Origin of the sequence: Micromonospora sp. S-DT3-3-22 (assembly GCF_015354745.1) — a bacterium.
GTDB classification, from domain to species: Bacteria; Actinomycetota; Actinomycetes; order Mycobacteriales; family Micromonosporaceae; genus Micromonospora; species Micromonospora wenchangensis.
The window spans coordinates 1-26,686 of the sequence record NZ_JACGMO010000068.1 but is presented as its reverse complement, the minus strand read 5'-3'; the positions used below and the strand labels follow the sequence as shown (position 1 = coordinate 26,686).

Genomic DNA, 26,686 nt, shown 5'->3' with positions numbered 1-26,686 from the left:
TCAGGACGGCACCGCCAGCAGCCGGGCGTCGTCCCACGGACTACTCGACCGGATCACCAATGCGATGCTCGTCGACGGCAGCCAACCCGGTGCCGAGATCATCGCGCGGATCGGATCGCGGACGTCCACGGTAGTGACCAGTGCGGTGCCTCGACCCCGCATCCGCCAGCGGACGGTCTGCCAGAGGAACCGCCCAGCAGCCACCGAGTCCGGACGATGCCAGGCCCACGTCACCGACAGATTCCGCATGATCCCACCGGCACCGACAACGCCGAGCGCACGACCGGCCAACCGCATGGCGTACGGCATGGCGCGTATCCGCATCTCCGAAAGCCGTGCCTCGTCGATCACGCCGAGCCCGGCCAGCAGCCGGCCCTGACGGTCCGTCACTACCACGTAGGAGTTTACCTCGGTGATGTCACCGACCGCAGTCTCCAACCAGGCGGTCAACTCCTCACGGCCCGTCACCGGCGCCACCCCGAAGTCCCGGTAGCGCCGTTCAAGCTCCGCCACGATCGTGTCGAGGTCATCGCGCACCGCCGCCCGGACGGTCCAACCACCCCCGCCCCCTGGCCGGGTCCGCCGCATCGGCACCGGCGTGACCCGCAGGTCCCCGGTGACTCGCGACGCCCACCACGCCGCGTTCGCCATCGACCCAGCGTTGCCCCGCTGGATGGTAGCCACGGCGACCACCCCCGGACCGCGCGCCTCGACGCGCCGTAACCGGAAATCGGTCATCGCCCGAGCCACCCCTTGCCGCCGGTAGTCCGGGTGTACGGCCAGCCCGTGCAAAAACCCTACCTGCACCACCTGCCCGCCGATCCGCGCCCGATCGAACCGCACCCACCCGGACCCCACGAGCCGCCCGTCAGCCTCTGCGATCACTCCGACGCTGTCCGGATGCCGGGCCCGCCGTACATCAGCGGCGGGCACGTGGTCGCGGATGGTGAAGGCGACCCGGCCCCCGTCGGCGACCTGCTCACTGAGAGCCGCCAACGCCGCCTCGTCCGCCTCGACCCGCTCACGAACCTCGAACTCAACCACACCATCAAGCTATCGGACGGCGGGCAGCCGACACCTCAACGCTCAAACCGCCGAATCGCATACTCCGATCGAGTTCGTCGACTGGGGCGCATCGTGGCACTTCGAGCACAGGGGGATAGGTCGGCCCATAGGACATGACGGACGTTCTTCAGGTAACTCTCCGATACGCTCCCAGTGAGCCGCTCCGGGTAAGCCTTCGGTCCCCGGGAGTACTGTCCGGGATGATAGGTGACGTACGGGAATCGCCCCGATGGGCGTGATCAAGGTGGGCAAGGACGCGGAACTCCGATACGAAGTGGTCTTCTCACGGATCAACTTCACGGAGCCCCGCGCCGACCATGAGTATCACCTACACCGCCACCCTGCCGGTACGCGACCGGACCGTGTTCTACCTGTCGAAGCTGGTGCACGCCGAACGGCAGCGCCGTGCACCCGCAACAAGCGGCGCGCGCTGAGCTGTTTCCAGCAGTCCGTGCTGGTCCTGCGCTGGCTGTTGGACGGTACCCGGATGCGCCAACTTGTCGCCGACAGAAAGATCAGCCTGTCTGCCGGTGACGACAACCTGCACGAAGCCATCACGGTCCTGGCTGCAGGGGCATGTCTTCGACTGCTACTCCCCGACGCCGGCGAAGAGCGTGCGAGGCGTGTGGAGCGGGGTTGACGACAAGATCGCCAGCGGGCAGACCCAGCGAGTGGTGGTCAACCTCCACGACTGGCGCGGCGATCTCGCGGCGTTGCAGAAGCAGTTCGACGGCTGGCCGAGCGCAGGGTTGAAGGAACTGGTGGCGGTGACGCGCGGCGGGGCGATAATCCAGATCCTGCGACGAGACTGAAGGGCTATCCATGGCGACCGAGTACCGCTTGACGCTGGCCGGCGACGTTCCGCTCGATGTGCTGGCCGGCGTCGTCGCTCCGGGGGTGTCGAGGAATCGGCGGTGGGCGCATCTGATTGCGATCGGCCCGACCGGTGTTTTGGGCCGATCGGCGGCAACCAGCAGGTTCGGCGGTGCGACTACCCCACGAATGGTCGGCACATGTCTAACCATGGCGTGGCGGGGGTAGCACACCGAGCACCGCCCCCCGGCCACGGTGGCGAGCAGCAGCACACCGTAGGCGGTGCCGCTGTGACCGTCGTCGAGATCCTCGGCGAACGCCGGCATCGTCGACTGCAGGGATGCGCCGACGAAGAACGACCTGAGGCAGAGGGTGAGCGGCAGGTAGAACGTGACGTTGAGCAGGATGCCGGTGCTGGGCCCGAGCAGCAGCAGTACCGAGCCCACCACCGGTCCGCAGAGCTGTCCGAGGCTGCGGAAGGTGGCATTGAGGCGTACCGCGCTGGGCAGTTCGCCGGGTCGGCTGAAGTCGTACAGCAGAAGTTTTTCGGCGGGTCCCCACAGCGCGCCGGCGCAGGCCATGCAGCACGAGCAGCACGGCTGCGTGCCAGATCTGCAGGTATTCGACAACGAGGAGGATGCGGGCTGCTTTACCAACGTCCATCCCCGGGTTCGCATTATCGACCTCGATAGCTTCGACCCTGAGCGCTTCTTGTAGGCCGGACAGCGTCCGCGGACCGGCCGCAGCGGCTGTCGTCGCCGTGTCACCCTCGGCTCAGCAAGGATCGGGCCGTTCGTTTGACAGTCCCGTCATCCTCGACGGCCAGCCACATCGGCCGCGAACGCGGCCACCCAGGTCAGTGCGGAGTTCCAGTTGATGGTGATCTCGTTGACCGACCAGGCTTCGAGATTGTCGACGTAGCAGAGCTGTGGGGCGCACCCGGATAGCCAACTCGCCGAGAGCGGGTCTTGGAGGCTGGAGTTGGGCCCACCGGCGACCGACCCGACGGGCGGGTTCGGCAGTCGGGCGTCGAACGATTTCGCGTACCACCGGCTGTGCTGGTTCTTCGCGTCGTTGCTGCCGTAGCCGGTGATGTACGACTGCCCGAGGGCGTTGCGGCCCAGCAGGTAGTCGAGGCCCTCGAAGACGGCGTCGGCGTACCTGGCGTTGCCGGTGAGGTCGTAGGCGGTGGCGAGAACGACCTGGTTGTTCAGCATGGAGGCGTTCGAGCCCCAGTCGTAGCGTCCGGTGGTGGGGGTGTAGGTCTGCCCGAAGCGCTCGGCCTTCTGGAAGGAGATCAACCGGTCCGCGGCGGCGACCACCCACCCTGTGATCTGCTCACGGTCATTCAGCTCGGTGCCGAACCGCGCCAGGTCGAGTTGGGCCAGCGCGGCCACCGATCCCCAGTAGAAGCCGTTCTGGCTGAACGCCGTACCGGCGGTGTGGAACCGGCTGACCCGGACGGCGGTGAGGTAGGTGGTGTCCCTGGTGGTCAGGTACAGCTCGGCGGCGGCCCAGTAGAACTCGTCGGAGATGTCCCCGTCGTTGTAGGGACCGCCGCCGCTGCGGTCCTCGTACGGTGCGAAGAGCGCCGGGTTGGCCCGGGCCGCAGCGTACGCGCGTTCGGCCGCCGCGCGCAGCCGGGCGGCGAAGCCGGCGTCGTACGGCTGGTAGATCCTCGCTGCCTGGGCGGCGACGGCGGCCAGGTTCAGGGTGGCCGCGGTCGATGGCCGGTGCAGTTCCCGGGGCTTCTTGTCCTGGTGCGGCAGCATCGGCGGCCCGGTCCAGGTCTCGTCGTGCACCTTGTGGTGGACCATGCCGGCCAGCGGGAGACCGTCGGGCACCTGCATCTTCAGCATGAAGTCGAGGTTCCAGCGGGCCTCGTCGAGGATGTCCGGAACCCCGTTGCCGCGTTCGGGCACGGCCAGGGTGCCGTCGCCGAGCGCCGCCGGCCGGTTGCGTTCCCACGTCGACAGGAGCTGGTACGTGGCGATGCCACCGTTGACGACGTACTTGCCGTGGTCACCGGCGTCGTACCAGCCGCCGGTGACGTCCAGCCGGTAGGAGCAGGTCCAGTTGTTCAGGAACGACTTCGGCTTCTGGCAGGGCACCTGGGTGTCGCCACCGTTCGGTGAGTCGGCGACGTGCCCGGCCGGGCGGGCGTACGCGGCCCCGGCGATGCCCCCGTCGATCGCGATCCCACTGCGGTTGGTGTAGAAGAACCGTGTCGCGTCGGTGCGCAGCCGGTCATACAGGTCCGCGCGGATGTCGAACGCGTGACTGGGCCGGTCGACCCAGCCGTCGTACACCAACTCGAACCGGCCGGTGGTCGTGACGTGGCTGAAGTCGATGACGTGGGTGATGGCGCTGGCCGACGCGTCGAAGCCGGTCGGGGTGGTGAGGCCGGTCGCCACCGTCGCGCCGCCGCCGGCCCGGCGCAGCGTCCACGGCACCGCCTGGGACGCGCCGTACAGCAACGTCGCCCGTTTGGGCCCGTTGGGTAGATAGCCGTGTTGGTTCACCTTGATGTCCGGCCCGGCGTCGGCCCGGTACGCGTACTCGACGCCGGTGAGCGTCACGTCGTCCATGCAGAACTCGTACGGCGCGGTGGACTTGCCGAGGCGGAACTGGAGCTGGGCCAACCGGTATGGCTCCGGGTAGGTCGTGATGATGCTGTACTCGTACTCCTTCCAGGCGGTGCCGGTGTTGAAGCCTTTGTTCAGGTACGTGACGTTCGTTGGGTTGTCGAAGGGCGCGAGGTAGATCAGCGGGTTCGCCGCCGTGTTGGTGCGGGCGCGGAACCGCAGCGTGTACGTGGTGCCGCCGGGCAGGTAGATGCTGTTATGGCCCACCAGGACGTCCCACGGGTTGGTGGACGCGGGCGCGGTCACGCAGAAGGTCCCGCCCTCCAGTTTCGGCGTCATCCCCGCGTTGGTCCACCACGGCTTGTCCGTGCCGGTGAACGTGCTGTTCTGCAACAGCCGGCCGTCGAGCTGCGGTCGCGGTGGCCCACCCCCGTACGCCGGCAGCGTTCCGGCCGGCAGGTCCTGCCCGCCGCTCTGGCCGGGCTGTCCCGGGCCGGGATCAGCGCTGCCGTAGCGGGGCAGCAGCCAACCGCCGAGACCACCCGAGACGGCGTTGACCAGGACGAAGTCGCTGATCAGGTCGGCGTCGAGGTCGACGAACAGGCCGGTGGTGCCGGCGAACGGGCCATCGTCACGGATCGGGCCCAGCGACCGCCAGCCGGTCGTCGCGCTCCACGGTGCGCCGGTGTTCTCCCAGGCCAGCACTTTGCCGCTGGGGTAGTCGACGCGCAGCACGTCGGCCCGGCGGTCACCGGTGACATCCGCGAACGAGGTCTGGTAATAGCTGTCGGCGGGGGTCGCGAAGCCGCTGACCGAGTGCCAGTCTCCCGGCACCGGCATCCGGCCCGGGGACCGGTTCTCCCAGAGGCTGGCGTTGCTCAGCCGATCCGAGTTGATCAGGTCGTCGTCGCCGTCGCCGTCGATGTCGACGAAGCGCGGGTTCTCGTAGAGCAGGTTGTTGGCCACGATGGTGGGTGCTCCCCATCGTTTCTGCGCGGCGTCGGACTCGTTGCGGGACACCTGTATGACCCGGATCCCGTTTGGCGACTCGTCAGCGGCCAGCACGCGGATGTAGTCGTCCCGGTCGTCGCCGTCGAGGTCGCCGAAGTGCACCGTAGTGGGCAGACCCCGGTCCGGCGGGCTGATGTCACCGAGGGCGGTCCAGGTGGATCGGGGGCCGTTGTTGCGCCACGCGGGTATCCGACCGTCGGGCTGAACGATGACGTGGTCGGCGTCGCCGTCGCCGTCGAGGTCGGGGAAGTGGGTCTCCGAGCCGGCAGGGGTGGCGTCCCGGAACTCCCCGATCGGGTCCCAGCGCGGGCCGATGCCGTTGCGGGGCTCCGGTCGCCACTGGTAGAAGGACTGCGCGACCATCAGCCGCGATCCGAGAGCCTCGGCGGAGGGCTGCAGGGTGCCGCTGAGCCCGGGCGTGAAGATCTGCCCGTCCTTGAACTGCCACCGCGAAACCTCCGCCTGCTCGGAGCAGAGGGTGCTGCCGGTGCTCCGGGAGTTCGTCTCCCAGGTCAGGCACCGCTCGGTCGCCGGGTCGGCCTGCGGCCAGGCGAGCTGGTACTGGCCTCCAATCGTGCTGAAGCGCACCTGAATGGCCTCGTCGAGGCTGCCGCGCGGCGTCCTGACGTGCGGTCCGATGTCGACGCCGTCGTTCGTCTTCAACGCGATCACCGCGTTCTCCATGTGACGGGCGAAGAAGCGGTACGTGTCGCCGGGGACCGGGGCGTAGCAGTCCCGGTCGGCGGTCGTCCGGGGTGCGAGGCCCCCGCCGGAGCCGCAGCCGGCGTTCACTACGTAACGGACGTACGCGTGGTCGGAGTTTCCGCCGCGAACCTCGGCGTTGATGGTGTTGTTGTTTTCGTTGCTGGCATAGGCGAAGTCCAGCTCATGGCCACCCTGGTGGGTGGGCTGGTTCGCCGCGACGATGTGGTTCTGTAGCGCGGCCGGCATCCGTGCCGGGTTCTGGTTGAAGTCGGCGAGCACCATCCATTCGCCGGTGGGGCGGCGAGCCATGAACTGCCGCGCCGTCTCGATGATGTCGGCGGCGTCGTTGGCGCTGTTCTCACCGTTGGACAGCGCGTGGGCGGTGAAATACCAGTCGGTGCCGATCTGGACGCCCATCATCGGCCGCGAGTTGAACCGTCCGCCCACCGGCAGGATCACGGCGTCGCTTACCGTCTCCCGGGTGACGATGGCCAGGCCGTTGCGTTGCTGACCGGGGTCGGCCCAGTAGATCTGCACCAGGTCCGGGCGGCTTTCCGAACCGATGTTGTACAGATGCTCGGTGACGCCGGGATCGGCGAACCGACGATCGGTCCACACCGCTCGGTCGGGCGGTGTGCTGCCCGCCTCCTGGAGTGCAGCGATCTGCACCCCTTCCTGGTTGAGCATCTGCTGCACACCGGTCAGCCACCGCGACTCCGGAGGCCCCCCGGTCCCGTCGCTCTGGCCCTGCATGTTCCAGGACGCGGTGACCCGGTCCTGCGGGGCCGCCACCGCCGGTGTCATCGGTTCGGCTGCGGACAACAGCGTCGCTGCCGTCGTCGCCGCGATGATCGTGGCCAACCGTTTGCGTGCAGAGCCCACGTCAGATCCTCCAGACCTCGGACACAGAGACCATGCGGTAGCGGGGCTCGACATCGCATCGGTAGGAATTACTTAGAGGGACCGGCAGTAGGTGTCACTTGAGTCGGCGGGTGGTGGGCCGGGTGTCCCCGAGGTAGAGGGTTCGTGCCCGGTGGATGAGTGACGGACGGTGACGACGGCGGCGGCCAGTTACCGGTAGAAGTCGGTGACTGTGGCGTCGCGGTGGGTGCACCAGCGGATCTTGCCGAACGCGTTCATCGACGAGTTCGTCCGCTCGACCACTCACCGCTTGCCGACCTGGATCGGTACGGGCAGGCCTTTGCGGGCGATCTCGGCGTCGAAGCCGATCTCGTCGAGCAGCTCTCGGGTGCCACGGCTGTCGTATCAGCGGTCCAGATGGGCGGTGACCCACTGCGGCCATTGGTGGCGCAGTTGGCGGCTGCACTCCTCGAAGGTGCCGCGCAGCAACGGTGCGTCGTGCCGGTTGGCCGGAGCGCCGACGAGGCCGAGCGGGATGCCGTAACCGTCGACGCCGGTGCAGCGTTTCATGCCGTCCTTGCCGCGGTCGACAGGAGACCGACCGGCCCGGTCACCGCCACACGGGGCCTTGGTGATCGCGCCGTCGGCGCTGACGTCGAACAAGTCCAGACCAATCATCCGGTCGTAGGCCGGCGAGCAGGCCTGCGGCAGCCGCGACGCACCGGCACAGGTACGCCTGGACGGTAATACCGTGCGCGGCGCCGTCCGGGTTCGACGGCGAACAACCGCACCTGCTGTCCGCCCTGACCGGCTAACCCTGCCCCGACCCGACCGCCGTCGTCACCGCCCAAACGCCCACCGACGGCGCGAAACCCGAGAACCAGAAACCGCCCGCGCCCTGCTGGAAACCCTCGATCTGCGCGACGTGACCGTGACCGCCGACGCCCTGCACACCGTCAAGGCCACCGCCGACCTCATCCACCAGCAGGGTGGCAACCTCGTGCTCCCGGTCAAGGAAAACCGGCAAGCCCTGTTCCACGCCCTCGGCGCGCTGCCCTGGGCCGACACCCCGATCGGCCACGAGAACACCGACACCGGACACGGCCGGACCACCCGCCGCACCATGCGAGTCCTACCCGCCCCGCCCGACCTACCGTTCCCCAACGTCCACCAGGTCTGGCTGGTGGAACGCTACGTCACCACCAACGGCAAACAGCCCGCCGCCGCGCAACTGAGCGTCACCAGCCACCCCGCCGAAACCGCGTGACCGGCCCAGATCGCCGCGTTCAACCCCAGCCAATGGACCATCGAAACCCTCCGCTTCGTCAGAGACACCTGCTACCGCGAGGACCACTCCCGCGTCCGCACCCGTTCCGGCCCCTGCGTACTCGCCTCGCTCCGCAACCTCGCCATCAATGCCCTACGCCTCAACGACTGCACCGACATCACCGAAGCCACCAGTGGGCCAACCGCAACATGACCAGGCCATTCACCATCCTCGGCATCACCAGATGATGTTGAAACGGCCGTGCCGTCAACCGCCGTGCGTCGACCACCGATTCCCGGGTGACGATCGCGAGGCCGTAGCGCTGCTGTTGGACATCGGTCCAGTAGACGAAGACGTTGTTCGGGCGGGTCCCGGTGCCGCAGTTCCAGCAGTACTCGACCACGCCGTAGAGGATCCGCCCAGTCGGCTGAGCCGTCGGTGGCGGATCGCTACCCACCTCCTGCAACGCCAGGACCTGGACCGTCGGGTCATCAAGGATTCCCTGCACGATGGTCTGCCGACGGAACTCCGGTGGACCTTGCCACCCTGGCTCTGCCCCTGCACATTCCATTGCCCGGTCGCCTGGCCATCCTGCAGCACGGCGAGCGCCCGGGCGGCGGGGAAGAGCCCGACCAGAACGGACGCGGCGATCGTGAGCACGGTAAACAAGGCAATTTCCTCGCACTCTGCCGACGATAGAGGTCGTGGTGAGAGGGCTTGTTCACCTAACTTTCCGTTGCACCACGTACGTAGTTGTCACCGACGCGGAGCCGAACGGCGCCAACGTACCTTCACGTCAAGCACTCGCATCGGAGGTACTGTGAAGAACCTGCTCACCCGCAGCCTGATCCGCGTCACCATGACCATCGGCTTGGTGGCGTCCGGTCTCGTGGTCGCCGCCCAGCCGGCACTGGCCGCCGACACCACGGCCCTCAGGAACTACGCCACGAAGCGATGCCTAGACAGCTCTGGCAACTCGGTCTACACGCTTCCCTGCTATCCGAACGTCCACAATCAGCACTGGATCCTCAACGTGGTGAACGGGGGGTACACCTTCGTGAACCGGGCCTCCGGCTGGTGCCTGGACAGCAATCTCAACGGCGCTGTGTACGCCTTGCCGTGCAACGGAGGCAACTACCAGACATGGGACATGATCGGCAATGATCACCAGATCTCTTCATACCTCTGGGGCAACCGGGCGACGGGCCTGATCCTGGACAGCAACTTCGACGGCGCGGTCTACACCGGGCAGTCCAATTGGGGACAACACCAGTGGTGGACCCGACTCGGCGCATGATCTCCGGGCCTGCCCCGGGGAGCATGGCGTTTTCCGTGCTTGACCGCTGGGTGTGATCGAGGTTGTTGGATGTTGATCCGGTCGCTGTAGGCGAGGATCAGGGCGTTGAGGGCTTTGGCCAACCGTAGACCCGGCCGGTGATGCTGCTGCCGCCTCGGTGTTTCTGTTGGACGACGAGGTAGAGGACTTTCATCGCGGCCTGCTCGGTGGGGAAGTGCCCGCGTCGGCGGGCGGCCTGCCGGAACCGTGCGTTCAGGGACTCGATGATGTTGGTGGTGTAGAGGACCTTGCGGACCTCGTGGTCGTAGTCGAGGAACGGCACGAACTGCGGCCACGAGGTCCGCCACAGCCGGATCACGGCCGGGTACTGGTCACCGAACTCGGCGGCGAAGGCCTCGAACCGGGCCTCGACGGCCGCGACGGTGGGGCGGTGTAGATCTCCCGCAGCGCGGGAGTGATCTTCTGCCACTCCTTGCGATTCGGGTAACGCAGGCTGGCCCGCACGAGATGCACGACGCACTGCTGGTGCACCGCGAGGGGCCAGACCTGCTCGATCGCGTCGGTCATGCCCTTGAGCCCGTCGGAGCAGACCATGAACACGTCGTCCACACCCCGGTTGCGCAGTTCGGTGAGGTAGCCGGCCCACTGCTTGGCGCCCTCACCGCCGGTGCCGGCCCACATGCCGAGGACGTCGCGTTCCCCGTCGAGGCTGATCCCGACCGCCACGTAGACGGGCCGGTTCGCGACCTGCCCCTGCCGGATCTTCATCACCAGTGCGTCGATGAACACCACCGGATAGATCCGGTCCAGGGGCCGTTGCCGCCAGGTTTCCATGTCGGCCGGGATGCCGTCGGTGACCCGGCTGATCAACTCCCGGGACACCTCGGCGTCATACGCATCCGCCAGATGCGCGGAAATCTCCCCGGTCGTCAGTCCTTTGGCGTACAGGGACAGGATCGCCTCGTTGAACCCCTCCAGACGGCGGGCATGCGTGGCATGATCCGCAGCGTGAACGATCCCGCCCGGTCCCGAGGAACGTGAATCCGCACCGGCCCGACCTCAGTCGGCACCGTCTTCGCACCGTGACCATAAGACGCATCGCCATCGGCGAACTCGGAGGGACCGTCAACAGGTAGGTAGGCCGCTGGCCGACCGGGACGGACCCGTCGAACGCCGCTTGGTGATGGTCGCAGCACCCATTATGACGAGAACAACGACCATCGATGCTCAAGGATCCGCTGCCGTGCACGGGCGCGATGGGCCACCTGAGGCCGCTTACCGAACTCGGTGAGCACGCGGCGACAAACCAGACATCGCCCGTGGCGACCGAAAGGCCGGGGGCAGCCGCGGCTCCGTGAAACCCGGGGAACATCACCCCGCATGCGCTGGCTCTAGCCCGACTTGCCGCGGAACCGGCCCTCGTCAACCCAGTCGGTCCAGCTTCTCGCGGGCTGTGGTGTCGGGCCGGGGTGTGAGGACGACGAGGCGAAGGTCGGTGTTCCGAGTAGTCAGGACGTTGGAGTCCAGCGGGATTGGGCCCACGTCCGGATGTAGGGCGGTCTTGTGTGCGCTCTCGTGCAGGGCCACCGTGCCGAGGGCCCAGAGTCGGCGGAACCGGTCGTTGCCCGCCATGCGCGTGATCAGCGCCGCCACGTCGGGTTCATTCGGGTAGCGGGCGCTGGTGGCGCGCAGGTCGGCCACCAGCGACTGTTCGAAGTAGGCGCGCTCGGTGTCGGTCTGGCGGACGCGGGTATTTCGGGATTCGAACTGGACGATCAGCGCGTTGCGATCGTCGGCGGAGCAGTGCGCGGGATCGCCGAAGACGGCCGCGAACAGCCGGTTCCAGTGCAGAAGTCGCCACGCGGCGTCGTAGACGGCCGCCGGGACGTCGCCCAGGTGGTCGATGACGCGGCGCATGCTGCCGGGGATCCGGCAGGGTATCCGGTCCGGGGCCGCGGCGAAGCCGGCAAGGCGCATCAGGTGCGCCTCCTCGTCGTCGGAGAGTCGTAATGCGCGGGCCAGGGCGGCGCATACCTGCGCCGACGGCGTGCCGGCCCGGCCCTGTTCGAGGCGTGCCACGTATTCGGAGGAGATGCCGGCCAGCGTCGCCAGCTCGCCACGTCGAAGCCCGGCGACGCGGCGACGGGATGCGTTCGGGAGACCGACCGCATCCGGGTCCGTACGCTCCCGCCAGGCCCGCAGCGTAGCGCCGAGGTCATTCATGAACACATGATCCGCCAACGGTCAGGGGATTGGGTGGTATCAGCGGTACGCGGAAGATCCGTGCCTTCCACCACCGTGGCTCGCTCGCCAGGATGGGTTCATGAGCAGAGTGACGAGGATGAACCATATTGGCGTGCCGGTCAGCGATCTGGCCCGATCGTTGAGGTGGTACGAGGACGTCCTCGGCATCGCGCCGAGCGGCGTGACGATCTCCGCCACGAACCCGGCGATCGGTGCGGTCGTCGAGGTCGAAAACGCGTCGATGCGGGCATCGTTCGCGCTGGCCGGCGACAACGTCCTCCTGGAACTCATCCAGTACGACAGCCCGCAGCCGAAGCCCTTCACCGGACGCAACTGTGACGTCGGGGTGATGCACCTGTGTTTCGAGGTCGACGACCTCGACACGGCGCACCGGGACTTGGTGGAGCGGGGCGTGCATGTCAACGCCGATCCGGTCGTGCTCGAGGACGGCGACGGTGTCGAAGCGGGGGCGTTGGCGGGGACGAAGATCCTCTACCTCCGCGACCCCGATGGAATTCAACTGGAGCTGTTCCAGCTGCTCTCGTAGCGCGGGGCTGATCTCATGGCTACGCAGTTGTCGCCGACGCGATGGAATCGCCGGCTGCGAAACGGTTGTGCCATGAGACGTCGTACGGTGCTGAAGGCATTCGGGTGGGGAGTGGGGGGCGCGGTCGCCCTGGGTGGCGGTGGCTTCGGCGCCTACTACCTGAGCGTGAAGCGGGACACCGTGGGGAAGCTCGCCTTCGACACGGCGTTGTCGATTCCTGCCCTGGCCCGGTCGACGAGTGGCGCCTCGGGCGCCCGTGTCTTCACGCTCGGCATCCAGCCGGGTGAGTCCCGGTTCAAGGACGGGAAGGCCACCCGCACCTGGGGTGTGAACGGCACGTACCTGGGCCCGACGATCCGGGCTCGGCGCGGCGAGCGGGTCGAGTTCGCGGTGCACAACGGTCTGGACGAGGCGACGTCGCTGCACTGGCACGGCATGCACCTGCCGGCGGTGATGGACGGCGGCCCGCACCAGACGATTGGGGCCGGAGACACCTGGGCGCCGCAGTGGACGATCGACCAGGCCGCCGCGACGCTCTGGTACCACCCGCACGTACACGGCGCGACCGCCGACCACATGTACCGGGGCGTGGCCGGGCTGTTCCTCGTCGACGACGAGCGGGTCGAGGCGCTGAACCTGCCGTCGGAGTACGGCGTCGACGACGTCCCGATGATCGTGCAGGACCGTGCGTTCGACGAGGAACAGCAGTTCGTGCAGCGGGAACCGCTGGCGGGCTCGCTGGGTGTGATCGGCGACGAGATCCTCGTCAACGGCACGATCGGGCCGTACTTCGACGTCACGACCCGGCTCGTGCGGCTGCGGATGCTGAACGGCTCCAACGCGCGCCTGTACCACTTCGGGTTCTCCGACGATCGGCGCTTCTCGCTCGTCGCCACGGACGGTGGTCTGCTCGCCGCGCCGTGGGAGACCGACCGGCTCTACCTCTCGCCGGGGGAACGCGCGGAGATCGTGGTGGCCTTCGAGCCGGGGGAGCGGGTGGAGCTGCGTTCCTACCCGGCGGCGCACGGCGGGGTGCTGGGACGGCTCGACGGCTTCGACGACCGCTTCGACATCTGCCAGTTCCGGGCCGTGGGTTCGCTGTCCGGCCACGCCGCCGTGCCCGCCGTGCTCGGCGCCGCACCGGACCTCGCCGGCCGCGCGGTCGCCCAGGAACGCTCCTTCGTGCTCGCGTCGAATCGGATCAACGGGCGCTCGATGGCCATGGACCGGATCGACTTCGGTGTCCAGGAGGGCACCGTGGAGGTGTGGGAGGTGACAAACGACAACGGGTATCTGCACAACTTCCATATCCACGACGTGCAGTTCCAGGTGCTGACGGTCGACGGCGGTATGCCGGAACCACCGTTGCGCGGCTGGAAGGACACCGTCCTGCTGGTCCAGGGGAAGCGCTACCGGTTGGCGCTGCGCTTTCGGGACCACACCGATCCGAACACGCCGTACATGTACCACTGCCACCTGCTCGCCCACGAGGACGACGGGATGATGGGTCAGTTCGTCGTCCTGGGCGAGGGCGAGCAGGTCGGTGTCCCACCGGGCCATCACCGGCATCCGTGATCAGGGCACCAGGATGATTTTGCCGGCGACGGTGCGGGACTCGGCGAGCGTCAGCGCCGACGCGGCCTCGGCCAGGGGGATCTCCGCGGCGATCTGCGGGTCCAGCACACCGTCGGTGAGTAGACGGAACACCTGGGTCAGGTCCTCGGACAGGTTGCGCCGGAAAGCCGCCAGATTACGGTGGCCCGCCCAGAAGTTGTAGAAGTAGGCGCTTCGGTGGTTCGGCAGGGTGTGCCAGAGCTTCAGCTGCGCGAAGAGCTTCAGCACGGGCAGACGCGAGTTGCCCGCCTCGTCCTTCGTCGCCGCCGTGCCGTAGGACACCAGCGTGCCGCCCCTGCGCAGCAACTGCCAGGACCGTTCCACACCGGGGCCGCCCACGTGGTCGAACACCGCGTCCACACCGTCCGGGGCCAACGCCCTGACCCGGTGGTACATGCCGGGCTCGCGGTAGTCGACAGGGGTGGCGCCCAGCGCGCGTACCGCGTCGTGGTGGCGCGGCGAGGCGGTGCCGATGACGCGGACGCCGGCGTGCCGGGCCAGCTGGACGAGCGTGGAGCCGACCCCGCCGTTCGCCCCGAGCACGACGACGACGTTCCCGGAGCGGACCTTGGCCAGCCGGTGCAGCATCTGCCAGGCGGTGATGCCGTTGACGACCACGGTCTCGGCGGCGGCGGGGGACACCCCGTCCGGCACCGGAACCAGGTCGGCGGCCTCGACCAGCACATGGGTGGCCCACGCGCCGATCTTGGTGACGGCGGCGAACCGGCGTCCGACCAGGTCGGTGTCCCCGCCGGGTCCGACGGCCGTGACGGTGCCGACCAGGTCATATCCGGGTACGAAGGGGAACGGCGGTTGGTCGTAGTACTTGCCCCGGCGCATCTGCTGCTCGGCGAACGACACACCGGTCGCCTCCATCCGCAGGACGACCTGTCCCGCAACCGGCGCGGGCAGTTCGCGGGCGCATACCTGCAGCCCGCTCGGATCGACCACGCCCGGTAGGACTATCTCGGTCGTGGTCGTGGTGACGGGGTTGGTCATGACGGTGTTCCTCCGGTCAGCGGTTGTCGTCGGGGCCCAGCGCCCCGCGGCGCCAGGTGTGCCAGCCACGGCACAGCACGTAGGCGGCGATGGTGGTCGCCGAGACGAACCCGTCGGCGAACAGGGTCCGCAGCGCGTGCGGGACGTCGAGGATGAATGCGGCCTGGACGGTGACCGCGAGCTTGTGGAAGAGCAGGAGTTCCCACATGCCGCGCTGCTTGCGGGGCGCGACCGCCAGCATGGCCCACATCCCGGCGAAGACGATGTAGGCACAGGTTCGCCAGTACTCGGTCAGGATCAGGTCGTCGGGGAGACCCCCGAGGCGGGAGACGCCCTCGACGAACGGCACCAGGGTGGCGGCTGCCGTGATCGCCATCAGGGTCCGGCCGGTCCGATCCTGCCAGCGTGTCGGTGCCGCGACTGGTGCTTCCGCGACGACATGGGTGCGGACTGCCATGAGATTTCCTGTCTGCTCAATCACTTCGTGCGCGTGGACACGGAGACCATCGGTCATCGGAGAGCGGCGTCGCGTCGGTGGGAATTGCGTAACCGTTGCGGTCGTCGCGGACGCTCCGGGTGACGTCGGGTGGCTCGCCCAGCCCAGGCGGCATGTCGACGACAGATGATCGAGCCGGAACCCGAGCCTCGATCGGGACGACTAACGGGGCATGACAGCTCACCACCGGCCCGACGCGGCGACCGGCCCGCTGCGCGTGCAGGTTCTCCTGTACGACGGCATCGAGGAGCAGGACTTCGTCGGGCCGTACGAGGTCTTCAGCATCGCCCGCAGTGCCGCCCGTGCGCCGCTGACCATCGACTACGTCACCGCCGACGTCCCGCGGACGATCACCGCCGGTGGCGGCACCCGGGTCGAGGTCGGCACGGGTTGGTCGCCGTGGGACGCGGATCTTCTGATCGTGCCGGGCAGCGGCTTGACCGGCCCGACCCGGCCCGGTGTCGAACTGGAGATCGCGAAGGGTGACCTACCGCGGACACTCGCCGCGGCACCGCGCCCCGGCCTGGTCGTCGCCTCGGTCTGCACCGGAGCGCTGCTGCTCGGCGCGGCGGGTCTGACTCGTGGTCGGCGCTGCATCACGCATCAGATGGTCAAGGACAAACTCGCGGCGTTCGGCGGCCTCGTCACCGAGGCCCGCGTGGTCGACGACGGTGACCTGGTCACCTGCGGCGGCGTCACCTCCGGACTCGATCTGGGACTGCACCTCGTTCGTCGTGAGTTCGGCGCGGATGCCGCCGATCTGGTGACGCGCATCCTGGAGTACGAGCCTCGGGGCACCGTCTGGGCCTCCTGACCCGCGTCGTCCGCTCGATCGTCAGCGGTCGGTCACCCGGCCGCTGACTCGGTCTCACATCAGCGGGAAGCGGCAACCGTCTGGCGCACTGCAGGAGGCGAACAGCGTGACTTCTCGGCTGCTACCTTCGGACCGGACAGGGGGTAGCCTGGCCGGCGTGCGATCCGCGGCTGGCTCCCGGGGCTCACTGGTCGGCAGGTCGGTCGAGCTCAAGGTTCTCCACGAGCTGACCGGGGAGGCGCAAGCGGGGCGGGGCGGGGCGCTGGTGGTGCGCGGCGAGGCCGGCATCGGCAAGAGCACGCTGCTGGCACACGCCCGCGACGCGGCGTCCGGCGTACGTGTGATCCACGTGGCCGGGGCGGAGTTCGAGCGGGAACTGCCCTACAGCGCGCTGCATCAACTGTGCGTGCCGGTGCTGGGTCACCTCGCGGACCTGCCCCCCCGGCACGCCGACGCGCTCCGGATCGCGTTCGGACTGGCGAAGGGCACGCCCGACCTCTTCCACATCGGCGTGGCGACGCTGGGTCTGCTCGCCGCCGCAGCCCGGGTACGCCCGCTGCTGTGCGTGGTTGACGACGCCCACTGGTTGGACGCGGCGTCGGCGAGGGCGTTGACGTTCGTCGGCCGGCGGGTGGCCAACGAGCCGATCGCCATGGTGTTCGCGCTGCGGTCGCCCGCCTCGGACGAGCTGCACGAACTGCCCGGCCTCGACCTCACCGGGTTGACCGACGCCGAGGCGCGGACGGTGCTCGCGGGCCGACGGCACCTCGTCCTCGACGAGCAGGTGCTCAGCCGACTGCTCGCCGAGGCCCGGGGTAACCCGTTGGCATTGCTCGAACTGCCCGAGGCGGGCGGCTTCGGGCCCCCGGACACCTCCCCGGTACCGACCCGCATCGAGCGCAGCTTCCGGGACCGGCTGTCGGCACTGCCGGACGACGCCCGTCTCCTGCTGACCGCGGCGAGCGCCGACCCCACGGGCGATGCCACCCTGGTGTGGCCGGCCGCGCAGCTGCTGGGCATCGACGTGCCGGCCGCCAGCGCCGGCGTGGCCGCGACCGGCCTTGTCGAGTTCGCCGCCGACATTCGCTTCTGCCACCCGCTGGCCCGGTCCGCGGTCTACCGGGCCGCGTCGGCGCGGGAACGACAGCGGGCCCACCGGGCACTGGCCGAGGCGACCAACGCCGGCACCGACCCGGACCGGCGGGCCTGGCACCGAGCCCAGGCCACCGTCGGCCCCGACGACGACGTCGCCGCGGAACTCGTCCGATCGGCCACCCGTGCCCGGTCGCGCGGGGGCGTGGTGGCCGCAGCAGCCTTCCTGGAACGGGCGGCCGAGCTTTCCCTGGACCCCGCCGGCCGGCTCGAACGAACGTTCGCGGCGGCGCAGGCCGCCCTCGTCGCGGGCCGTCCCGACCGAGCCGCCATCCTGGTCAGAGCCGTCGAGCACACCGGGCTCGACGAGTTCCAGCTCGCCCACGCCGACCTGCTGCGGGGACAGGTCGCCTTCCAGAGCCACCGGGACGAGAGCGGCCCAGAGTTCATGATCCACGCGGGAAGGCGGTTGGCCGGGTTGGATCCGGAACGGGCCCGCAGGTGCTTCCTGGACGCGATCGAGACGAGTCTGCTCGTCGGCCGGGCCAGCGGCGTGCTCGATCTGGTGCTGGCCGCCGTGCGGTCGGTGCCGGCGACCGCGTCGCGTCCGCCGGACGTGCTGGATGCGCTGGGCCTGCTGAACTCGGCGGGCCACCGCAGCGCGATCCCGCTGATCCGGCAGGTTCTCGACGGCCGCCACGGTTCCGGCAGGCCCGGCTGGATCGAGCACCCCGCGCTCGCCCTCATGCTCGCGGCAGAGATCTGGGATCCCCATCGGTATGCGGCGATCGTCGAGTGGCTGGTGCGGACCGGCCGCGAGTCCGGTTCGCCGCTGCTGCTGCGTCTTGGGCTCGCGCAGGCGGGGTCGTACGGCGCGCTCACCGCCGACCCTGGCCTGGCGATGGCCTCGATCGCCGAGGAAGAGGCCATCGCCGACGCGATCGGCGGGCCGCCGATGCCCTACCACCGGATCCATCTGGCGGCCCTGCGTGGTCGCCGCGCCGAAGCGCTCGCGCTGTTCGAGAAGGCCACGGTCGCGGCGACCACCAGCGGCAGTGGTCTCCTGACCGGCAACATCGACTGGGCGTCGGCGGTGCTGTTCAACGGCCTCGCCGACTATCCGGCCGCGCTGGCGGCCGCTCGGCGGGCCGTCGCGGACGGCACCCTCTTCCTCGCCAGTTTCTCCCTGCCCGAACTGGTCGAAGCGGCGGTCCGCTGCGGTGACTCCGAGGCCGCCAGCTCGGCGCTGGAATCGCTCGTGGAACGCGCCGACGCCAGCGGGACCGCCACCGGTCTGGGCATCGCGGCATACGCCCGAGGGTTGGTGACCGGGTCCGAGGAGCAGTATCGGACCGCCGTCGCGCACCTCGAACGGAGCCCGTTGTCGGCCTACCGGGCCAGAGCCCATCTCGTGTACGGAGAATGGCTGCGACGCGAGGGCCGCCGGCGGGACTGCCGAGCGCACCTGCGCACGGCACACCGCCTGCTGTCCGAGGCCGGATTCGAGGCGTTCGCCCGACGCGCCGCCGCCGAGCTGCGCGCCAGCGGGGAACGGCCACGCCAACGGTCACCGCACACGTACGACCAGCTGACGATTCAGGAGCTGCACATCGCCCGGCTGGTCGCCGCCGGCGCGACGTCCGGCGAGGTGGCCGCCCAGCTGTTCATCAGCCCGCGCACCGTCGACACCCACCTGCGCAACATCTTCCGCAAGCTCGGCATCAACTCTCGGCGGCAACTCCGGCACCGCTCCGATCTCGGCGCGTGACATCGCCGGGCCGGCCGGCGGCCGCACGGCGCCGGCCGGCCCAACTGGGGAATTCGGTCAGACAGCGGAAGGCTCGACCGACTGCACGCGCAGCTGGGTAAGGAGCAGCAGCATGTCGGAGTTGAGCCAGTACTCGATGATCTGACCGTCGTGGACGCGCAGGAGGTCGACGCCGGTGAAGTCGACAGGCGTGCCGACCGGTGCCCCGGCGCCGGGGAAGCCTCCGCCGTAGGTGCCCGTGGCACGCCAACGCAGGGCCAACAGGTCGTCTTGGACGATCGGACCGACCTCGATGTCGAACACCAGGTCGGGTAGTGGACCGCGAAGCTGTGCCACCCAACCCGTCATGGCCTCGGCGTCGTCGATCGCGCTGCCGTCGCCGCCGTCGGCCAGGGCCGCGTGCACCCTTACCCCAGGTGCGATCAGTTCATCGACGTCGCTGAAGTCTCCGTTCCACAACGCCTTCCAGGCACCGACCAGGCGGGTGATGTCGTCGCTCATGTCATCTCCATGTCTCTCGTGGTCAAACCGCGCAGGGGCGTCACCGGGCGCGCGCCCACGCGACAGGGCACCCGGCCGATGTCGCGGTTCCGCCTCCGGAATACTCCGGCGGCTATGCACGGCGTCTGCGCAGTGCCGCTCCCGCAAGGACGAAGCCGATCAGGAACGGATAGATGATCCCGCGTTCGAAGAGGCCGATGAGTACGCCCGCACCCGAGGCCACCATGGTCCCGAAGACCACGAGCGAGAGCAGGCCGAACATCCCGGACATGGTCAACAGACGGCCCAGCCCGGACGACATTCCGAGCAGCCGATACGCTCGACCGAGCAGGATGACGAGCACGTTGCCGGCGACGAAGGCCAAGATCGCGCCGATCCCGTGGTAGTCGGTGCCGTCAGTGCCGCCGTCCCCCGGAAACAGCCCCACCAGGACCATGCCAACCGCCAGCACGACCGCCGAGATGACCGTCGCCGCCCGCCGCCCACCCGGCAAGCCCTTCAGCATCGCGACTCCGGCCAGCGCGGCCAGGCCGGTCAGCCCGAGTCCGGTATTCATCACCAGGGCCAGCGGGGAGTACATGTACTGACCGAACGCGGTGAGCGGCCCGTGGACTCCGAGATTACTAATGAAGTGGTGGGTGTAGCTGTAGGGCGGATCCGTCCACGCCGCAGCGGCGACGAACTCGCCGGTGAAGTAGATGATTCCGCTGGCCATGAGTGCCACTGCGGCCGCGGTGCGCTGCCTGATGTCGGTCACGACGTCCTCCTGTAGATGAATCAGTGGCGTCAGCCTGCGGCGCGGCGCTGACACGCGGCACACACCGCGCGGACACCGCCCCGCCGCCGGACCGGACGGGGAAACGCGGGAGGATCGGGGGATGGACGGAGGCGAACGGCTACGGGTCACCCTGCTCGGCGCCTTCCGGGTCGCCCGCGGTGACACCACCCTGGCCGTACCCGGAACGCGCCTGCGGAATCTGCTCGTCCGGCTGGCGCTCGCTGGCGGCCGGCCGGTCACACCGGCCGTGCTGGTCGACGCGATCTGGGGGGAGGACCCGCCGTCCGACCCCACGCAGGCGCTCCAGCGACTCGCCTCCCGGTTACGCCGCGCGCTCTCCCCGGACGCCCCGGATCCCACGGTGGTCCGACAGGTCGCGGGTGGATACCGGCTGGCAGCGGAGGCATCCGATGTCGACGCCGTGCGGTTCGAGGAACTCGCCGCGACCGGCCGAGAGGCGGCACTCGCTGAGGCGGTGGCGCTGTGGGGCGACCGGCCCGGCGTCGAGCCCGCAATCATCGCGGCGGTCGCGCCCACCGTCGCGACCCGCCTGGTGCAAACCTCGATCGAGGTGGTCGCCGACCTCGCCGGTGCTGAACTGTCCTCCGGACGGGCCGAAGCCGCGACTGCCCGGCTGTCCGTGCTGTTACGGGAGCAGCCGGGACATGAGCGGGCGGCCGCCCTGCTGATGGACGCGCTCGCCGGTCTGGGGCGACAGGCAGAGGCCCTCGCCGTCTACGAGCGGGTCCGCGAGGCGCTGGCCGACGTGCTGGGCACCGATCCCGGCACCGCCCTACGTGAGCGTCATCTGCGACTGCTGCGACCCGAGCCGCCCCGACCGGCGCCCGGCGCCTCGACGGCCGACCCGGTCGTGCCCGGGCTCCCGGCCGGGAGCCTCGGGGCCGGGCGGCCGAATGCTGACCTGCCCGTGCCTCTGACCAGCTTTGTCGGCCGCGACGACGACCTTGCCCGGATCTCCGCCCTGTTCACGGCCGGGCGGCTGGTCACCGTCGTCGGACCGGGCGGCGCCGGAAAAACCCGCCTCGCGCTGGAAGCCGGCCGCCGCCACCGTCACGACTACCACGACGGTGTACGGCTGGTCGACCTCGCATCCGTCACCGACCCCACCAAGATCATATCGGCTCTGCTCGCCGCGATCGGTCTGCGGACCGGCGGCCCGCACGGGCGGACCGGCGACGACGAGTCCGACGTCCTCCTCACCGAACTCAGCGACCGGGAGATCCTCCTCCTACTGGACAACTGCGAGCACCTGATCGACGCCGTGGCGCGCGTCGTCTCCTCGCTGCTGCCCCGCTGTCCCGGCCTGCGGGTGCTCGCCACCAGCCGTGAACCCCTCGCGGTCGACGGCGAGGGGCTCGTCCCATTGGCTCCGCTCGAACTACCCGGCCCGGACGCCGACGTCGCGCAGGCCCGACAGACCGCGTCGGTACGCCTGTTCACCGCTCGCGCTGCCGCCGTACGCCCGGGCTTCGATGTCGACGAGACGACGCTGTCCAACGTCGTGCGCCTCGTACGTGGACTTGACGGCATGCCTCTCGCATTGGAGTTGGCCGCCGCCCGGCTTCGGACGCTGTCGCTGCTCGACCTCGCGGAGGGGCTGACCGACCGGTTCCACCTGCTCGGCAGGGGCAGCCGCACCGCACCACTGCGGCACCGCACCCTGCGCGCGGTGATCGCGTGGAGTTGGGATCTGCTCGACGCCAGCGAACGGGCCGTCGCGGAACACGTCGCCATCCTGCCCGGCGGCGCCACGGCCAGCTCCGCCACCGCGGTCTGCGAGGGGAGCGCCGATGTCCCGAACGTGCTTGCCACACTCGTCGACCGGTCGTTGCTCCAGCTAGATCCAACCACCGGCCGCTACCGCATGCTGGAAACAATCAGGGAGTACGGCAGGGAGCGGCTGGCCGAGGCTGGCACGCTCGGGCGGGCTCGTGACCTGGCCGCGGCCCACTTCGCCGCGCTGATGGCCGAGCAGGATCCCCGACTGCGTGGACCCCACCAACTGGCCGCGATCGGGATCGTCGACGCAGAATACGACAACATCCTCGCCGCCCTCGACCATCTGTGCGTCGCCGGGGACGCCACGGGTGCGATCGCTCTCGCTCTCGACCTCACCTGGTACTGGCAGATGCGTGGCCGCCATGCCGACGGCATCCATTGGCTGGGGCAGGCACTGGCGGTGGCGAATGGCGAATGGACTGTCGCACGCGACTGCGCCCGTGCCGCCTATCTACTCAACCGAGCGGACATCACCGCCGGTGTCTCCGCGCGGTATGAGGTCGACGAACAAGCGACGGTGCGGGAGCTGGCCGGTCGGCTGCTCGCCCATCCGCACCTGCCGGGCCACTTCCGTCTGCTGGGTTCGATCCTTCTGTTTCTCCAGGACGAGCCAGCCGCGCTCGCGACCTTCACGCGTTTCACCGACGGCGACGACCGGTGGTCGGCCGGGCTGGCGCACATGTTCCAGGCCGAGATCGCTGAAAAGGAAGGGGCGCTCTACCGGATGCGCCGTCACGTCGAGGTGGCGCTGGACCACTTCCGGCGCATCGGTGACCAGTGGGCCACGGCTGCCGTGCTACCGATGCGTGCGGCCCTGCGGCGGTACGACGACGTCGACGGCGCCATGTCCGACCTCACCGAGGCCCGGACGCTGACCGGCCGATTCGGAGCGCTCGGCGTCAGCGACCAGTTCCACAGCGACCTGCGCTGGATCGACCTGCACCTGCGCCGCGGTGACACCGATCTGGCGGCAGACCTGCTCGACGCCGCACGAGCGCGCGCCCGGCGCGCGTCCTCGACGGAGATGCTGGTCCTCATCGACGTACACGAGGCGGCCCTGAGGGTGCGGCTCGGCGACCTCGACCGTGCGGGTGACCTGATCGACGCCGCAGAGCGGGGGCTGTCCGTCGTCCCGGCCTACCCGGCCGATCACGCCCGTGCGCTGGTGAGTAGCACCAGGGCGGCGCTCCTTCTGGAACTGGGCGACCTGTCCGGCGCCGACGAGGCGCTGGCGGTAGCGCACGAGGCGGCCCGGGCCACCCGGGAGCTACCGGTCCTCGCCCAGGTGACAGTACAGATGGCCGCGGTTGCCGACCGGCGGGGAAGACATCACGAATCGGCCGCGCTCCTCGGTGTCGCCGCCCGCCTGCGCGGCGCGCACGACCACACCGACCCGCAGGTCAGGGAGCTGACCCGCAGGGGAAAGACTGCGCTGGACGAGGACGGGTTCGACGCGGCGTACGCGGCGGGTCGTCGCTGCGTGCAGCAGACCACGGTGCAGGTGGCGGCTGCCACCTGCACCGTGACCGACAGCGACCGGTAGCGCGGCGCGTCACGCCGTCGCGGACCGGCCGGACCGGCTCACGGGCGCTCACCTTCTTCGGCCAGAAGCGCGAGCACGCTGTCGGGTGGCGTGCCGCCGAAGAGGCTGGCCATCAGCTCCTCGTCCTGCGGGACCTCGGCGGTACGCGGGAACATGGCCTGTTCGTACTCCGCGATGGCGGCCTCGATGTCGCCGGGGCGGGCGGCGAGAGCCTTGCCGAGTTCGGCGCCGTCCAGCATGGCGAGGTTCGCGCCCTCGCCGTTCGGGGCGACCAGGTGCGCGGCGTCACCGAGCAGCGTGACTCCCGGGACGCGATCCCATCGGTGGCCGAGCGGCAGTGCGTGCAACGGGCGCAGGACCGGTCCGCCGTCGGCGTCGGTGATCAGCGCGGTGAGTTCGGGGGCCCAGCCCTGGAACTCCTGAACGATCCGGGCGGCGGCCGTGGCGCGGTCGGTGAAGTCGATGTCGTCGAACCAGTCCAGCGGGCGGGTGAGGGAGATGTAGGCGTGCAGGGTGCCGCCGCTCTCCCGGTGGGCGACGATCCCTTCGGTGGCCGACGGCGCGTACATCGATCCCTCACCGACCATTTTCGCCACCCTCGGGTGCCGGGTGGTGGCGTCGTACAGGTAGGTCTCGACGTACGACTCACCGGTGTACTCCGGAACGGCGTCGGACAGCAGCGGCCGGATCCGTGACCAGGCGCCGTCCGCACCGACCAGGAGTTCCGTCTCCATGGTCGAGCCGTCGGCGAAGGTGACCGCGTGACGACCGTGGCCGAGACCGCGTACGGTCCTGGCCTTCGCCCCCCAGCGGACCGTGCCAGTCGGGAGCGAGTCGAGCAGGATTCGCCTCAGGTCGCCGCGCTGTACCTCGGGGCGTCCGCCGGAGCCGTCGTCGCCCTTCTCGAACAGCACCGTGCCGTCCGTGCCGAGGAACCGCATCGCCTGGCGGCCCGCCAGCACTATGCGGCGGAACTCGTCGGTCAGCCCGGCGGCCTCAATGGCGAGTTGCCCGTTGTAGTCATGGATGTCGAGCATTCCGCCCTGCGACCGTGCCGCGGCCGTGGCCTCGGCTTCGTAGACCTCCACCGGCATGCCGTGCCCGGACAGGACTCGGGCCAGGACGAGACCGCCGAGCCCGGCGCCGATGATGGTGACTGGGTTGTTCATGATGCCCTCCCGGTGCGCGGATCGCTGCTCGCCAACAGTCGCCACTGCCGCTGACGTCCGGCTCTCACGGCGCGGACACGGCGCACCACCAGCCGTCCTGCGGTCACCGGACCGTTCCGCTCGGCCGCCGGGCGGAACGACTAGGACGTGACCCGGGGAAGGTGGCGCTCTGGCGGTCCGTCGCCAGCGAACTCGCGCTGAGGGGTCGATGCGCAGCACGTAGTTGCTGTGCACAGGTAGCGGTCGGGGAAGTTGTAGGAGCGGAACGAGGACCAGGAGCTGTCGGCCAGCCCGGCGGTGCGGGAGAAGGTCGCGTCTGCCTGTAAGAGGGCGGTGTAGTCGTTGGCGGCGAGCCCTGCCACGTAACCGCTTGTGACGCAGGTAGTTGCCCGGGCGGTTCACCGACTCGAACGACACCCCGGCGGAGTCCGCGAGGCCGGGGACCATCCGCCACATCTGGTCCTGGCAGGGGTCGACAGGCGTACGGGTCGATGCGGACCGATCCGTTGGAGTGCCGAACGTAGTAGTCGGGGAAGTCGGAGGACTCCAGCCGGGCCCAGTTCGGGGTACCCCAGCTGCTGGTGGCGGCACTGTACCCGGCATCGGTGATGCCGGTGATCGAACCGTGCTTGCTGTTCAGCGGTGGGGTGTAGTCCCGCTGGTTGGTCACCGTCGACGAGTTGCCACTGACACTGCTGGTGGACCAGAGGTACATGTCGTTGTTGACGGGGGAGAACGAGTCGCCCCACAGCCACCAGGCACCGCCGACCGGGGAGGACAACACCCGCTGATCGCTGGATCACCTGGATCGCCCCAGGGACGCTGGGGATGCTCCTTACACGCTACCGGCCGCGCCGCGGTGGATCGCCGAGGGTTGGAGCTGCTCGGGCCAGCACACTCGGCCGCGTCTCGGAACCGTCAGAAGCAAAGTTGCGAAATCCGGCCCAGGGCCAGGCGGCTGTGCCGGGCCTCGGCCGACACGAACTTTCCGCGTTGGACGCCGATCACCGCGGGCGACCGTCCCGGGAACTTCTTCGACGAGGTGCCGGCCGGCGGGGACATCCACGCGTTGCAGTACATCCTGCACGACTGGGACGACGACCGCTGTGTGCGCATTCCTGCGCGACTGCCGGCGGGCCATGAACCCGGACGGCCGGGTGGTTGGCACTGGACACCGTCCTGCCCGAGGGTGACGCCGCCCATCCGGGCAAGAGCATCGACCTGGTCATCCTGGCCTCGTTCACCGGCCGGCAGCGAACCAGGACGCAGTTCGCCGCCCTGTTCGACGCGGCAGGCCTCCGGCTGACCCGGGTCATCGCCAAACCGGAGCCGGGCTGGCTGTCGATCATCGAAGGCCGGCCACGCTGAGCGGCCGGGCAATGGCCGGGCCCTGGCCCGCACCGTCCGATCCCGGTGGGTAGAACAGCCTGGCCGGCCCGGACGGCCGCATCCCGACGGACCCCACGGCATGCAGCGCCGTGGGGTCCGTCGTCGGAAAGCCGGGCACGTCGACGCACCGGAGACTCCGCGCGGACCGCGCAGGACGAACCTCGCCCCCAGCCGCCCAATCCCAGACGACGACCCGGGGCTTAGCTGGTGGTGCAGGTGATGCTGGCCGGCGGGTTGTTGGTGCCGTTCCACGTCGCGGTGAAGCCGAACGTGGTGGAGGCGCCTGCGGCGAGCGTGCCGTTGTAGGCGACGTTGGCGACCGTCACGT

Annotated in this window: 21 protein-coding genes and 3 pseudogenes; 11 read left to right on the top strand and 13 right to left on the bottom strand. The window is 69.4% G+C overall.

Annotation, left to right across the window (positions count from 1 at the left end):
* Positions 1 to 1,044 (bottom strand): GNAT family N-acetyltransferase, encoded by a 1,044-nt coding sequence (locus H1A17_RS19895; RefSeq protein ID WP_194822622.1) that lies wholly within the window; start codon positions 1,042 to 1,044, stop codon positions 1 to 3.
* 587 nt (positions 1,045 to 1,631) lie between these two features.
* Between H1A17_RS19895 and H1A17_RS19885 the strand changes: the two are divergent.
* Positions 1,632 to 1,877, top strand: a pseudogene (locus H1A17_RS19885) (hypothetical protein); the annotation flags it as partial.
* A gap of 481 nt (positions 1,878 to 2,358) precedes the next feature.
* On the top strand, positions 2,359 to 2,595 hold the full coding sequence (locus H1A17_RS34595; protein ID WP_228543866.1) for a hypothetical protein: 237 nt from the start codon (positions 2,359 to 2,361) through the stop codon (positions 2,593 to 2,595).
* 92 nt (positions 2,596 to 2,687) lie between these two features.
* On the opposite strand, the gene H1A17_RS19870 is transcribed toward H1A17_RS34595, so the two are convergent.
* Both H1A17_RS19870 and H1A17_RS19865 read right to left on the bottom strand, forming a co-directional pair.
* A complete protein-coding gene (locus H1A17_RS19870; RefSeq protein WP_194822621.1) occupies positions 2,688 to 7,061 on the bottom strand; it encodes a glycoside hydrolase family 9 protein in 4,374 nt (1,457 codons plus the stop codon).
* 384 nt (positions 7,062 to 7,445) lie between these two features.
* Positions 7,446 to 7,718, bottom strand: a complete 273-nt coding sequence (locus tag H1A17_RS19865) for a transposase (RefSeq protein ID WP_145920640.1) — start codon at positions 7,716 to 7,718, stop codon at positions 7,446 to 7,448.
* 247 nt (positions 7,719 to 7,965) lie between these two features.
* On the opposite strand from H1A17_RS19865, the gene H1A17_RS19860 reads away from it, so the two are divergent.
* Complete coding sequence (locus H1A17_RS19860; protein WP_194822620.1) at positions 7,966 to 8,307, top strand: transposase; 342 nt, start codon at positions 7,966 to 7,968, stop codon at positions 8,305 to 8,307.
* Between the two features lie 178 nt (positions 8,308 to 8,485).
* On the opposite strand, the gene H1A17_RS19855 is transcribed toward H1A17_RS19860, so the two are convergent.
* Entirely contained in the window at positions 8,486 to 8,815 is a 330-nt protein-coding gene (locus H1A17_RS19855; RefSeq protein WP_088642401.1) for a hypothetical protein, read from the bottom strand.
* Between the two features lie 312 nt (positions 8,816 to 9,127).
* Between H1A17_RS19855 and H1A17_RS19850 the strand changes: the two genes are divergently transcribed.
* Entirely contained in the window at positions 9,128 to 9,604 is a 477-nt protein-coding gene (locus H1A17_RS19850) for an RICIN domain-containing protein (protein ID WP_088642402.1), read from the top strand.
* Positions 9,605 to 9,701: 97 nt separating this feature from the next.
* Here the strand turns inward: H1A17_RS19850 and H1A17_RS19845 are convergent.
* Positions 9,702 to 10,537: pseudogene (locus H1A17_RS19845) on the bottom strand (IS256 family transposase).
* 489 nt (positions 10,538 to 11,026) lie between these two features.
* The gene (locus H1A17_RS19840; RefSeq protein WP_088642512.1) at positions 11,027 to 11,827 is read right to left on the bottom strand and encodes a helix-turn-helix transcriptional regulator; all 801 of its coding nucleotides are present in this window, start codon (positions 11,825 to 11,827) and stop codon (positions 11,027 to 11,029) included.
* Positions 11,828 to 11,927: 100 nt separating this feature from the next.
* Here H1A17_RS19840 and H1A17_RS19835 point away from each other — a divergent pair, with 100 nt between their 5' ends.
* Both H1A17_RS19835 and H1A17_RS19830 read left to right on the top strand, forming a co-directional pair.
* On the top strand, positions 11,928 to 12,395 hold the full coding sequence (locus H1A17_RS19835; protein WP_145920637.1) for a VOC family protein: 468 nt from the start codon (positions 11,928 to 11,930) through the stop codon (positions 12,393 to 12,395).
* A 72-nt stretch (positions 12,396 to 12,467) separates the two neighbouring features.
* On the top strand, positions 12,468 to 13,970 hold the full coding sequence (locus tag H1A17_RS19830) for a multicopper oxidase family protein (protein ID WP_194822619.1): 1,503 nt from the start codon (positions 12,468 to 12,470) through the stop codon (positions 13,968 to 13,970).
* Here H1A17_RS19830 and H1A17_RS19825 read toward each other — a convergent pair whose 3' ends face one another.
* Complete coding sequence (locus H1A17_RS19825) at positions 13,971 to 15,008, bottom strand: medium chain dehydrogenase/reductase family protein (protein WP_194822618.1); 1,038 nt, start codon at positions 15,006 to 15,008, stop codon at positions 13,971 to 13,973. It abuts the gene before it with no gap.
* Between the two features lie 16 nt (positions 15,009 to 15,024).
* Positions 15,025 to 15,384: a hypothetical protein gene (locus H1A17_RS19820; protein ID WP_088642406.1), complete on the bottom strand. Its 360-nt coding sequence runs from the start codon at positions 15,382 to 15,384 to the stop codon at positions 15,025 to 15,027.
* 292 nt (positions 15,385 to 15,676) lie between these two features.
* Between H1A17_RS19820 and H1A17_RS19815 the strand changes: the two genes are divergently transcribed.
* Together H1A17_RS19815 and H1A17_RS19810 are read left to right on the top strand one after the other, a co-directional pair.
* On the top strand, positions 15,677 to 16,318 hold the full coding sequence (locus H1A17_RS19815) for a DJ-1/PfpI family protein (RefSeq protein WP_145920633.1): 642 nt from the start codon (positions 15,677 to 15,679) through the stop codon (positions 16,316 to 16,318).
* A 157-nt stretch (positions 16,319 to 16,475) separates the two neighbouring features.
* Entirely contained in the window at positions 16,476 to 19,178 is a 2,703-nt protein-coding gene (locus H1A17_RS19810) for an AAA family ATPase (RefSeq protein ID WP_194822617.1), read from the top strand.
* Positions 19,179 to 19,235: 57 nt separating this feature from the next.
* Here the strand turns inward: H1A17_RS19810 and H1A17_RS19805 are convergent, their stop codons facing one another.
* Together H1A17_RS19805 and H1A17_RS19800 are read right to left on the bottom strand one after the other, a co-directional pair.
* Entirely contained in the window at positions 19,236 to 19,679 is a 444-nt protein-coding gene (locus H1A17_RS19805) for an ester cyclase (protein WP_088642409.1), read from the bottom strand.
* A 112-nt stretch (positions 19,680 to 19,791) separates the two neighbouring features.
* Positions 19,792 to 20,436: a DUF998 domain-containing protein gene (locus H1A17_RS19800; RefSeq protein WP_211291385.1), complete on the bottom strand. Its 645-nt coding sequence runs from the start codon at positions 20,434 to 20,436 to the stop codon at positions 19,792 to 19,794.
* 121 nt (positions 20,437 to 20,557) lie between these two features.
* Between H1A17_RS19800 and H1A17_RS19795 the strand changes: the two genes are divergently transcribed.
* A complete protein-coding gene (locus H1A17_RS19795; RefSeq protein ID WP_194822616.1) occupies positions 20,558 to 23,800 on the top strand; it encodes a BTAD domain-containing putative transcriptional regulator in 3,243 nt (1,080 codons plus the stop codon).
* A gap of 38 nt (positions 23,801 to 23,838) precedes the next feature.
* On the opposite strand, the gene H1A17_RS19790 is transcribed toward H1A17_RS19795, so the two are convergent.
* Positions 23,839 to 24,969 (bottom strand): NAD(P)/FAD-dependent oxidoreductase, encoded by a 1,131-nt coding sequence (locus tag H1A17_RS19790; RefSeq protein ID WP_194822615.1) that lies wholly within the window; start codon positions 24,967 to 24,969, stop codon positions 23,839 to 23,841.
* Positions 24,970 to 25,109: 140 nt separating this feature from the next.
* Positions 25,110 to 25,331 carry an AbfB domain-containing protein gene (locus tag H1A17_RS35140; protein ID WP_309236819.1) on the bottom strand — a complete coding sequence of 74 codons (222 nt, stop codon included), beginning with the start codon at positions 25,329 to 25,331 and terminating at the stop codon, positions 25,110 to 25,112.
* Between the two features lie 497 nt (positions 25,332 to 25,828).
* Between H1A17_RS35140 and H1A17_RS35610 the strand changes: the two are divergent.
* Positions 25,829 to 26,083, top strand: a pseudogene (locus H1A17_RS35610) (methyltransferase); the annotation flags it as partial.
* Positions 26,084 to 26,130: 47 nt separating this feature from the next.
* Positions 26,131 to 26,337, top strand: a complete 207-nt coding sequence (locus tag H1A17_RS34575) for a hypothetical protein (RefSeq protein WP_228543875.1) — start codon at positions 26,131 to 26,133, stop codon at positions 26,335 to 26,337.
* 221 nt (positions 26,338 to 26,558) lie between these two features.
* Here the strand turns inward: H1A17_RS34575 and H1A17_RS19775 are convergent, their stop codons facing one another.
* On the bottom strand, positions 26,559 to 26,684 hold the full coding sequence (locus tag H1A17_RS19775; RefSeq protein ID WP_309236818.1) for a cellulose binding domain-containing protein: 126 nt from the start codon (positions 26,682 to 26,684) through the stop codon (positions 26,559 to 26,561).
* Positions 26,685 to 26,686 lie beyond the last annotated feature (2 nt).